Annotated in this window: 10 protein-coding genes; 8 read left to right on the plus strand and 2 right to left on the minus strand. The window is 63.2% G+C overall.

Annotation, left to right across the window (positions count from 1 at the left end; genetic code table 11):
• The 6 genes from CBW50_RS27210 to CBW50_RS27235 form a co-directional block, all read left to right on the plus strand.
• Positions 1-376, plus strand: a 376-nt coding sequence (locus CBW50_RS27210) for a tetratricopeptide repeat protein (protein WP_367301837.1), incomplete at its 5' end; no start/stop codon positions are given.
• Positions 377-388: 12 nt separating this feature from the next.
• Positions 389-1,075 (plus strand): chemotaxis protein CheW, encoded by a 687-nt coding sequence (locus CBW50_RS27215; protein ID WP_086148392.1) that lies wholly within the window; start codon positions 389-391, stop codon positions 1,073-1,075.
• Positions 1,072-3,384, plus strand: a complete 2,313-nt coding sequence (locus tag CBW50_RS27220; RefSeq protein ID WP_086148393.1) for a hybrid sensor histidine kinase/response regulator — start codon at positions 1,072-1,074, stop codon at positions 3,382-3,384. The genes CBW50_RS27215 and CBW50_RS27220 overlap by 4 nt, the downstream gene beginning before the upstream one ends.
• Before the next feature lie 10 nt (positions 3,385-3,394).
• Positions 3,395-4,447 carry a chemotaxis-specific protein-glutamate methyltransferase CheB gene (cheB, locus tag CBW50_RS27225; RefSeq protein WP_086148394.1) on the plus strand — a complete coding sequence of 351 codons (1,053 nt, stop codon included), beginning with the start codon at positions 3,395-3,397 and terminating at the stop codon, positions 4,445-4,447.
• Between the two features lie 10 nt (positions 4,448-4,457).
• Entirely contained in the window at positions 4,458-5,483 is a 1,026-nt protein-coding gene (locus tag CBW50_RS27230) for a diguanylate cyclase (protein WP_086148395.1), read from the plus strand.
• A 25-nt stretch (positions 5,484-5,508) separates the two neighbouring features.
• Complete coding sequence (locus CBW50_RS27235) at positions 5,509-5,823, plus strand: pyrimidine/purine nucleoside phosphorylase (protein ID WP_086148396.1); 315 nt, start codon at positions 5,509-5,511, stop codon at positions 5,821-5,823.
• Positions 5,824-5,937: 114 nt separating this feature from the next.
• On the opposite strand, the gene murB is transcribed toward CBW50_RS27235, so the two are convergent.
• Positions 5,938-6,966: a UDP-N-acetylmuramate dehydrogenase gene (gene murB, locus CBW50_RS27240; protein ID WP_086148397.1), complete on the minus strand. Its 1,029-nt coding sequence runs from the start codon at positions 6,964-6,966 to the stop codon at positions 5,938-5,940.
• A gap of 185 nt (positions 6,967-7,151) precedes the next feature.
• Between murB and CBW50_RS27245 the strand changes: the two genes are divergently transcribed.
• Both CBW50_RS27245 and CBW50_RS27250 read left to right on the plus strand, forming a co-directional pair.
• A complete protein-coding gene (locus tag CBW50_RS27245; RefSeq protein ID WP_076573005.1) occupies positions 7,152-7,637 on the plus strand; it encodes a YajQ family cyclic di-GMP-binding protein in 486 nt (161 codons plus the stop codon).
• 187 nt (positions 7,638-7,824) lie between these two features.
• The gene (locus CBW50_RS27250) at positions 7,825-9,090 is read left to right on the plus strand and encodes a nitronate monooxygenase (RefSeq protein ID WP_076573004.1); all 1,266 of its coding nucleotides are present in this window, start codon (positions 7,825-7,827) and stop codon (positions 9,088-9,090) included.
• A 53-nt stretch (positions 9,091-9,143) separates the two neighbouring features.
• Here CBW50_RS27250 and CBW50_RS27255 read toward each other — a convergent pair whose 3' ends face one another.
• Positions 9,144-10,442: a leucine-rich repeat-containing protein kinase family protein gene (locus CBW50_RS27255; protein WP_226936215.1), complete on the minus strand. Its 1,299-nt coding sequence runs from the start codon at positions 10,440-10,442 to the stop codon at positions 9,144-9,146.
• Between the last annotated feature and the right edge of the window lie 205 nt (positions 10,443-10,647).

A 10,647-nucleotide genomic window follows, 5' to 3' on the forward strand; every position in this document is an offset into this window, starting at 1 on the left:
AGCGCCGCGCGCGCGGCCCGTGTCCGTGCCGTCGTCCCCGCCGGCGCCGGCCGCGCCAGCCGATTTGTTGGCCGAGGCGCGCCTGCTGGCCGACCGTGGCCAGCTGCGCGAAGCCGGCGAAAAATGCCACGCCCACCTGGCGAGGGTGCCCGAGGCGGCGGAAGCGTATTTCATGCTGGGCATCATCAATGAACTGGCCGGGAAGATGGACCTGGCCGACGATTACTGGCGCCGCTGCATCTATTTGCAGCCCGACCATTACGAGGCGCTGTGCCACCTGTCGCTGCTGGCAGAACGCAATGGCAACCATACGGCCGCCGCCACCCTGAAGGCGCGCGCGGCGCGCATCTACCAGCGCCGCCAGGCGTCCAACTAAGGGGCAAGCAGCATGACAAACCTCATCGCCATCGAGTCCCCCGCCGCCATCGACGACTGCTGGAACCATATCGGCGTGGTCGGCGACCAGAGCTGCCCAAAGCTGCCGGCCAACGTCCATTGCCGCAACTGCGAGGTGTACGCCGGCGCGGCCCAGCGCAACCTGCAGCGCCCCGTGGACGCGCACTACCGGCAGGAATGGGCCAGCCACTTCCGCCAGCTGGACGGCGGCGGCGCAGTGCGCGACAGCTCGGCGCTGGTATTTCGCATCGGCCGCGAATGGCTGGCGCTGCCCACGCAGGTGTTCGACTCGGTGGCGCCGCAGGCCAGGCCGCACGTGCTGCCGCACCGCAGCGGGCGTGGCCTGGCGGGCATCGTCAATATCAGCGGCAAGCTGTATCCATGCATGTCGCTGGCGCACCTGCTGGGCATAGACGAACAGGGCGCGCCGCCGGCCCGCGGCCGCCACACGTTCGCCCGGCTGCTGCTGATGCGCTGGGAAGAGCAGGCCTACGCGCTGCCCGTGGCCGACCTGCACGGCATCGTGCGCTATGCGTCGGGCGCCGTACAGGCGCCGGCGGCCACCATCAACAAGGGCCTGTCGCGCTTCCTGTCCTGCGTCATCACCGAGGGCGACATGCGCATCGGCTGCCTGGACACGGCGCTGATCGGCTTTCAACTTGCGAGACTATTACGATGAGCCAGGACCAGCACGGCGACCTGAGTGCCTTTTCCATGCTGGACCTGTTCCGCATGGAGGCGGACAGCCAGACCCAGATTCTCACCGACGGCTTGCTGGCCATGGAGCGCCATGCGGGCGACGCGGCCGCCGTCGAGTCGATGATGCGCGCGGCGCACTCGATCAAGGGCGCGGCCGCCATCGTCGGCCTGCAGGTGGTGGTGCAGCTGGCGCACGGCATGGAAGACAGTTTTGTTGCCGCCCAGCATGGACGCCTGAAACTCACGCCGGAGCGGGTCGATGTGCTGCTGTCGGGCGTCGACCTGATCGTGCAGCTGTCGCGGCTCGACGATGCGGGCGCCGAAGCGTGGCTGGCCGCCAACGCGGCGCAGATCGACCAGACCCTGAACGCCATCGCCGGCATCGGCGAGCTGCCGGAACTGCCGGCCCTGCCTGCGGCCCCGCCAGCGGTGCCGGCGCCGGCGGATGCGGCGGCGCCATTGCCGGCGGAAGTTGCAGAACAGCAAGCCCCCGTGGCCAGCGGCCTGGCCGGCGAAGAAACGGCGGCCGCCGCGCCACGGCCGGGCGCCAGCGCGCCAGCCAAGGCCCAGGCGCAAAATTTCGACAAGCTGCTGTCGCTGGCCAGCGAATCGCGCATCAACGCGCACCAGATGCATCCGTTTATCGGCGCCCTGCAGCGCTTCAAGCGCAACCAGAGCAGCCTGTTTTCCGCCATCGAGCACCTGCACGTCGCCATTTCCCGCTCGGGCGACGCGGGCCTGATGGAAAAGTCCCTGCTGGCGCTGCAAAAGACGCAGCCCCTGAAGCAGTTCATGCTCGAGCACATCGCCGACATCGAAACCTATGAACGGCGCCTGCTGGCCGTCTCGCAAGGCATGGTCGACGAAGTGCTGGCCCTGCGCATGCGCCCCTTCCGCGACGGCATCCACGCGTTTCCGCGCATGGTGCGCGACCTGGCGCGCAGCCTGGGCAAGGAAGTGCAGCTGGAAATCGACGGCGAAGACACCCTGGTCGACCGCGACATCCTGGCAAAGATCGAAAGCCCGCTGAACCACATGCTCAGGAATGCCATCGACCATGGCATGGAAGGCCCGTACGAGCGCATCGACGCGGGCAAGGAGGCGCTGGGCACGATACGCATGGAGGCGCGCCACCGCGCCGGCATGCTGAGCATCGAAATCAGCGACGACGGGCGCGGCGTCGACCTGGAAAAAATCCGCCAGTCCGTCATCGAGCGCAAGATGGCCAGCCCCGCCATGGCGGCCGCGCTGTCGCCGGGCGAACTGCTGGAATTCCTGTTCCTGCCCGCCTTCAGCCTGAAGGCCACGGCCAACCAGCTGTCCGGACGCGGCGTGGGCCTCGACATCGTGCACGAGACGATACGCCAGCAAAACGGCACGGTGCGCCTGGAATCGGAGCCGGGCCGCGGTTTTCGCGCCCTGATTACCCTGCCGCTGACGCAATCGATCGTGCGCGCGCTGGTGATCGACATCCAGGGCGAAGCCTACGCCATCCCCATCGTCAAGGTGGAAAGCGTGGTGCGCGTACCGCAGGCGGCCATCCACACCCTGGAAAACAAGCAGTTTTTCGAGCTCAAGGGCGAGCACCTGGGCCTGGTATCGGCCGCGCAGGTGCTCGAGCTGGGCGAAGCGAATACGGGCGCCACCGACCTGCCGGTGGTGGTGATCGGCCGCGGCAAGCAAAGCTATGCGCTGGTAGTCGACGCCATCCGCGGCGAGCAAAGCCTGGCCGTGCAGGCCATTGATCCGATCTTCGGCAAGATGCGCGACATTTCCGCCGCCGCCCTGCTCGACGACGGCGAGCCGGTGCTGATCCTCGATGTGCCCGATCTGCTGCTGTCGATCGACAAGCTGCTGCACGAAGGCGGCCTGCACCAGCTTGCGCAGGCCGGTCACGCGCAGCAGCGCCGCGCCAAGCGCATCCTCGTCGTTGACGATTCGCTGACGGTGCGCGAAATGGAGCGCAAGCTGCTGCTGGCGCGCGGCTTCGAGGTCGACGTGGCCATCGACGGCATCGACGGCTGGAACGTGGTGCGCAGCGGCGAGTATGACCTGGTGATCACCGACGTCGACATGCCGCGCATGGACGGCATCGAACTGGTCTCGCTGATCAAGAAGGACCTGCACCTGCACAAGCTGCCGGTGATGATCGTCTCGTACAAGGACCGCCCGGAAGACCGCGCGCGCGGCCTGTCGGCCGGCGCCGACTATTATCTGACCAAAGGCAGCTTCCACGACGAGACCTTGCTCGACGCGGTGGCCGACCTGATAGGAGATGCCCGCTTATGAGCTGTCATACATGAAAATTGCCATTGCCAACGATGTCGCCATGGCTGCCGAGGCCCTGCGCCGGGTGGTCGCCAGCACGCAGGAGCACCAGGTGCTGTGGATCGCCCGCACGGGGCTCGAAGCGGTGCGCATGTGCGAGGGCAACCGTCCCGACCTGATCCTGATGGACCTGAACATGCCGGAGATGGATGGCGTGGAAGCGACGCGCCTGATCATGGAGCAAAGCCCGTGCGCCATCCTGGTCGTCACGGGCCGCCCGCAGGACAATGTCAACCAGGTCTTCCGCGCGCTGGGCGCGGGCGCGCTCGACGTCACGGCCACGCCCGTGCTGCAGGGGGAGGTGGGCGGCGACAGCGAACTGCTGGCCAAGATCAAGACCATCGGCAAGCTGATACGCCACAGCGCCGAGGCACCGCCGCCGCGCCAGGCGAACGGCAACGGCGGCGAACGGGGCGACGGCCAGGTATCGACGCTGGTGGCCATCGGCGCCTCGACGGGCGGCCCCTCGGCCGTGGCCAAGGTGCTGTCCGGCTGGACGGCGCCGCCCGGCTGCGCCATCGTCGTGGTGCAGCACATCGATGAAACCTTCGCCTCGCACTTCGCCAAATGGCTGGACGACCAGCTCAGCATGCCCGTGCGCGTGATCGCCGACGGCGACGAACTGGTATCGGGCACGGTGCTCATCGCCAAGACCAATGATCACTTGCTGCTAGATCAGAATTATCGTTTGGGTTACGATGCAGCACCACGCGACTATGTCTACCGCCCGTCCGTCGACGTCTTTTTCAACTGCGTGGCGCAGCACTGGCGCGGCGACGCCATCGGCGTATTGCTCACAGGCATGGGACGCGACGGCGGCGACGGCTTGCTGGCCATGCGCCGCGCAGGCAAGAGCACCATTGCGCAAGATCAGGCCAGCAGCGCCGTCTACGGCATGCCGCGCGCGGCGGCCGAACTGGATGCGGCGCAATACATCCTGCCATTGGATAGAATAGGCGCCAGCTTGCGCAGCCGCCTGGGCGCCAAACTCAACAATGGGTGGGAGCCCTCCCCTAACATCTGAAAAGAATGCAATGCCAGAATTTTCCTCCAGCTTCACCCAGCCCGAGCCTGCGCTGACCGAATTCAAGGTCAGCGTCCTGCTGGTGGACGACCAGTTGATCATTGCTGAGGCAATCCGGCGCATGCTGAGCGACCAGCAGGATATCGAATTTCACTATGTGACCGACGCCAGCCAGGCGCTGGACACGGCGCTGCGTTTGCAGCCTACCGTCATCCTGCAAGACCTGGTGATGCCGGGCATCGACGGCTTCAGCTTGATCCAGCAGTACCGCGAACACGAGGCGCTCGCGCATGTGCCGGTGATCGTGCTGTCAGCCAAGGACGACCCGAAACTGAAGGCGCACAGCTTTGCCGTCGGCGCCAACGATTATGTGGTGAAACTGCCGGACCGTCTGGAATTGCTGGCGCGCATACGCTACCATTCCAACGCGCACATCAGCCGGCTGCAGCGCGACCAGGCATTTCGTTTCCTGCGTGAAAGTCAAAAAAACCTGGCCGACGCGAATATTGAATTGCAGAAGCTCGCGGCCCTCGACGGCTTGACGGGCATCGCCAACCGCCGCCGCTTCGATGAAACCGTGCAATTCGAATGGCAGCGGGGCCAGCGCGACAAGACACCCTTGAGCCTGCTGCTATGCGACATCGACCATTTCAAGAGCTATAACGACCACTACGGCCATTTGCCGGGCGACTTGTGCCTGAAGAAGGTGGCTGCCGTGTTGACCGAACATTTGAAGCGGCCTGCCGACCTGGCGGCCCGCTACGGCGGCGAGGAATTCGCCCTGATCCTGCCGGAAACGGAAGCGGCCGGCGCGCTGCTGATCGCCGAAGCCTGCCGGCGCCATCTGGAAGGCTTGCAGATCGAGAACCCGGCAGCGGCGACCGGCATCGTCACCATCTCGATCGGCGTGGCCACGGTGGTGCCGTCGCCACGGACGACGATCGAGCAACTGATCAACCGCGCCGACCAGGCCCTGTACGCGGCCAAGCGCGGCGGACGCAACAGCGTGCTGAGCGCCGATGACGCCAGCGAATAGTTTTTAACCCCAAGGAAAGTGAAGCATGAGCACACAACTGGACAATGTCAGCGTCGTCAAGAAATCGAACATCTACTTTGACGGCAAGTGCGTGTCGCACAACGTCATCCTGGCCGATGGCACGAAGAAAAGCGTGGGCGTGATCTTCGCGTCATCGTTGCGCTTCAACACGGGCGCGCCGGAAACGATGGAAATCGTCGGCGGCCTGTGCAAGGTGCGCCTGGCCGATGCGACGGAGTGGAACAGCTATGGCGCCGGCACGGAATTCAAAATCCCCGGCAATAGCCATTTTGATATTGAAACAATCGAAACCGTGGATTACGTCTGCCACTTCGGCTGATCCATGCAGAAAAAACGTCCATGGCTGCGTTGCACTGCCTCGCCGTACTATGCGTACTGTCTTCGGCAATGCGCCTTGCCCTGAACATTTTTTCAGGCATGGATTTGATGAAGATTAAACAAACACAGGCTCGGGCGACAGGCGCACGCCATATTTCGCCTCTACATCATCCTGTATCGCTTCCGCCAGCCGGGTAATGTCCGCGCCACGAGCGCCGCCATTATTCACCAGAACCAGCGCCTGCCTGGGATACACTCCCGCGGGCCCCAGGTTTTTTCCCTTCCAGCCACACTGGTCGATCAGCCAGCCGGCCGCCAGCTTTTCCGTGCCATCGGGCTGCGCATGGTGCACCAGCGCAGGAAAACGTTCCAGCAAGGCAAGACATTGCTCCCGTGACACCACCGGATTCTTGAAGAAGCTACCCGCATTGCCGATGACGGCCGGGTCCGGCAATTTTCTGCGGCGGATCGCCATCACCGTCTCGGCCACCTGTTGTGCTGTCGGCTCGGCAAGATTGCGCTCGGCCACGGCCTGCGCCAGTTCCGCATAGCGCAAATTCGGCTGCCACTCGGCCGGCAAGGCGAACGTCACTTCCAGCACGATCAGCTCGCGCCCGTCCGCCTGCTTGAAGATGCTGTCGCGGTAGGCGAAGCGGCAAGCTTCGCGGTCCATGTTGAAGACGATGCCGCTGGCGCTGTGCATGACGCTCACGCTATGCAGATAATCCTTGATTTCAACGCCATACGCGCCGATATTCTGGATAGGTGCCGCGCCCACCGTGCCGGGGATCAGCGACAGGTTTTCCAGCCCGCCCACGCCTTGCGCCAGGGTCCACTGCACGAAATCGTGCCAGTTTTCGCCGGCCGCGGCCGTGACGAGTATCGTCTCGAAATCCGCCTGTGCCAGGCGCATGCCGCGCGTGGCCATGTGCAGCACCACACCGGGAAAGTCGCCGGTCAGGACGATATTGCTGCCGCCGCCCAGGATCAGGCGCGGCATGGCGGACAGGGCGGGATCCTGCAGTGCGGCCTGCAGCTCGGCCTGCGAAGTAATGCGTACGTAGGCGGCCGCATTGGCCGTGATGCCGAAGGTATTCAGGCGCTGGAGGGAGTAATTGTGTTCGATGGTGAGCTCTGGATGCATGGGATAGGGAAATTTTGCTCGATTATAGAGCGAAAGCGACAAAAAACCACCTCAGGACAAGGGCGACTTGCCCGTTGTCCGTTAAAATGTCGCATCTTTAACAGGGCCGTCCCATGGCGCAGAATCAGCCGCCAAGGCCCAGCGCGCCGAGCGCGCGCTCGCTTTAACAAGAAAAGGAACAGACCATGCCGTCATTTGACGTAGTCTCCGAAGCCGATATGATCGAAGTCAAGAATGCTGTCGAGCAATCCAACAAGGAAATCTCGACCCGTTTCGATTTCAAGGGCAGCGATGCCCGCGTCGAACACAAGGAAAACGAATTGACCGCGTTCGCGGATTCGGAATTCCAGCTCAGCCAAGTGCGCGACGTGCTGACCAACAAATTGACCAAACGCAAGGTCGATGTCCGCTTCCTCGACGAAGGGGACATCAAGAAGATCGGCGGCGACAAGGTCAAGCAGATCATCAAGATCAAGAATGGCATCGAATCGGATGACGCCAAGAAAATCGTGCGCGTCATCAAGGACAGCAAGATGAAAGTGCAAGCGAGCATCCAGGGCGAAGCCGTGCGCGTCACGGGCGCCAAGCGCGACGACCTGCAGGCGGCCATGGCCATGCTGCGCAAGGACGTGCCCGACATGCCGCTGGAATTTAACAATTTCCGCGATTAATTTCGATGATGCGCACGCTCCGGCCTGCGCTTGCGCCGGCATGGCGGCAAGCTCTGCCTCGGAGAGCCCGCCCGCTTGGGGTAGAATTGAAGCTGTGCACAGCTACATGCGCGCCCGCTCGCCTGACCGGCAGCGGGCATGACCGTACATCTGGCTCAGTGATAACCACGGTAGTCTAAGGATAGCAATGAAACGTGTTGATGATTTCCGCCTGCGATTTGGCAAAAAAGAATATGTGCCCATCATGATAGGCGGAATGGGTGTGGATATTTCCACGTCGGAGCTGGCCCTGGAAGCGGCCCGGCTGAACGGTATCGGCCATATCTCCGATGCCATGGTGGAAGACGTGTCGGATCGCCGTTTCGACACCACCTTCGTCAAAGACAAGACGAAACTGTACAAGTTCAACATCAATAACAGCGACAAGGCCGTGGTGCAGTTCGACCTGGGCCGCCTGGCGGAAGCGCAGCGCCTGCATATCGGCCGCACCATGGAAGCGAAAAAAGGCGATGGCTTGATCTTCGTCAACTGCATGGAAAAGCTGACCATGAACGGCCCCCGCGAAACCTTGCGCGTGCGCCTGAATGCGGCACTGGACGCGGGTATCGACGGCATCACCCTGTCCGCCGGCTTGCACTTCGGCTCGTTTGCCCTGATGGCCGACCATCCGCGTTTCCGCGATGCCAAGCTGGGCATCATCGTCTCGTCCGTGCGCGCCCTGCAGATTTTCCTGCGCAAGAACGCCAAGCTGGACCGTTTGCCCGACTTCATCATCGTCGAAGGACCATTGGCCGGCGGCCACCTGGGTTTCGGCATGGACTGGGCCAATTACGACCTGCACACGATCACGGCGGAACTGCTGGCCTACCTGAAAGCCGAACAGCTGGACATCCCGCTGATCGCCGCCGGCGGCATCTTCACGGGCAGCGATGCCGTCTCCTTCCTGGAAGCGGGCGCGGCCGGCGTGCAAGTGGCCACGCGCTTTACCGTCACCAAGGAATGCGGCTTGCCGAACAAGGTCAAGCAGGAATACTACAAGGCCTCGGAAGAAGACATCATCGTCAACGGCGTCTCGCCGACCGGCTACCCGATGCGCATGCTGAAAAACACGCCCGCCATCGGCGCCGGCATCCGTCCAGGCTGCGAATCGTATGGCTACCTGCTCGACGCGACAGGCAACTGCGCGTACATCAACTCGTACAACCGCGAAGTCGCTGCCCACCCGGAGCAAAAGACCGTCGTCGTGATGGACAAGACTTGCCTGTGTACCCACATGCGCAACTTCAACTGCTGGACCTGCGGCCACTACACGTATCGCCTGAAGGACACCACGCATAAGCTCGACAACGGCGAATACCAGATCCTGACGGCCGAACACGTCTTCAAGGACTACCAGTTCAGCGTCGACAACCAGATCGCCCTGCCGGAAAAAGAAGAGCCAGTCGCCGGCTGAATCTTGCCTGTCTGACATGAAAATGGCGCAGCCTGCGAAGGCTGCGCCATTTTTTATGCCTGGCGCATGGCCAGCAGTTGCCGTTCGATCTCGGCAAACAAGGGCCGCCGCGACATTTCTTCCTGCAGACACGCCTGCTGCAAGACCTGCATGGCCGGCAAGGGTGCCGCACAGTGCGCAATCAGCTCGCCCAGCAACACGCCAAAGGCGCGCGCCTCCATGCCCTGCAGCAAGTCCCCTTGCGGCGTGCCTGGCACAAACATGGACGCCGCGCCGAAGTCGCCCAGCAGGCAGGCGCCACCGTCCGCATGCAGGATATTGTGTGCATACAAGTCGCCATGCACGATGCCGTGCGCATGCAGCTGGCACACGGCCGAGGCGATGCCCCGGGCAATGGCCAGGGCTTGCACTGCGTCAAAGCTTACGCCCTCGGCATACACGTCACGCGTGCATGATGCCAGGCTGGGCGGGCCGGCCAGGTTGCGGTAGGCCGCATCGATGAGCGGCATGACGAGCCCGGACGCCCTCTGCGGATGCGCATCGATAGTGCCCAGGATGGGAATCAGGCCCGGATGCGCCCCCGCGCCGACACAGGCGGCCATCTCGCTGCGCGGCAAGCCATCGCTGGTCATCGCCCCCTTGAACACTTTCACCGCGACATACTCGGCATCATCGAGGCGGGCGCGATAAATCACGCCCGACGCCCCCTCGCCCAGCTGCTGCGCCAGTTTCAGGCGCTGCCAGGCCACGCCCGCCGTAGCGGCGCCGCTCAGGGCTGCCAGTTCACGCGCCTCCGTGCAGGGATTGCCTGCATAGGCAAGCCAGCCCAGGCGTGGCAGAGACAGCAGGCAATCGGGCAGCGCCGTGAAGCGATTGGCGGCGATGCGCACCAGTTCCAGCTTGCGGCAGTTCACCAGCGATGCCGGCAAGTTGCTCAGGCAATTTCCCGCCAGCATGAGTTTCTGCAATTGCCCGCACTTGCCCAGCTCATCCGGCATGGATTCGATGGCGTTATCGGTGAGGGTCAGCCAGCGCAGGACGGGCGGCAAGGCTGCGGCCGGCACGTGGCGTATGCGGTTCGCCTTGAAGCCGATCATTTCCAGCGCAGGGCAGGAACCGAGCACGGTTGGCAAGGTGGTGAACAGGTTATCCGAGCAAAAAATGATGCGCAGCTGGTGCAGGCGCGGTAAATCGTCGGGCAGCGAGGACAGCGCATTGCCCGACAAATCGAGGATTTCCAGGCTGTCGGCCAGGTCGAAGATTTCGCGGGGGAATTCCGTCAAGCCGCAGGACAGCTTCAGCCGACGCACACCAGCCAGTTGACCAGCGCGTAATTGTTCCAGTGTATGCAAGGCAGACAAGATATTCCTTTCAAGGTGGCACGCGGTCGATGCCATGCATAAAATCAATGGACGTAAAAAAACCCCCACCGGATCACCGATGGGGGTTTTTTCGAATAACAAGCCTGACGATAACCTACTTTCACACTGGTTGCAGCACTATCATCGGCGCAAAGTTGTTTCACGGTCCTGTTCGGGATGGGAAGGGGTGGGACCA

This window comes from Janthinobacterium sp. GW458P (assembly GCF_002127585.1).
Classification (GTDB): Bacteria; Pseudomonadota; Gammaproteobacteria; order Burkholderiales; family Burkholderiaceae_D; genus Janthinobacterium.

Excerpts from the sequence above, each read along its gene's own strand:
- CBW50_RS27250 (WP_076573004.1), top strand. The coding sequence starts at position 7,825 with ATGAAACGTGTTGATGATTTCCGCCTGCGATTTGGCAAAAAAGAATAT.
- CBW50_RS27235 (WP_086148396.1), top strand. The coding sequence starts at position 5,509 with ATGAGCACACAACTGGACAATGTCAGCGTCGTCAAGAAATCGAACATC.
- CBW50_RS27215 (WP_086148392.1), top strand. The coding sequence starts at position 389 with ATGACAAACCTCATCGCCATCGAGTCCCCCGCCGCCATCGACGACTGC.
- CBW50_RS27230 (WP_086148395.1), top strand. The coding sequence starts at position 4,458 with ATGCCAGAATTTTCCTCCAGCTTCACCCAGCCCGAGCCTGCGCTGACC.
- cheB (WP_086148394.1), top strand. The coding sequence starts at position 3,395 with ATGAAAATTGCCATTGCCAACGATGTCGCCATGGCTGCCGAGGCCCTG.
- CBW50_RS27220 (WP_086148393.1), top strand. The coding sequence starts at position 1,072 with ATGAGCCAGGACCAGCACGGCGACCTGAGTGCCTTTTCCATGCTGGAC.
- murB (WP_086148397.1), bottom strand. The coding sequence starts at position 6,966 with ATGCATCCAGAGCTCACCATCGAACACAATTACTCCCTCCAGCGCCTG.
- CBW50_RS27245 (WP_076573005.1), top strand. The coding sequence starts at position 7,152 with ATGCCGTCATTTGACGTAGTCTCCGAAGCCGATATGATCGAAGTCAAG.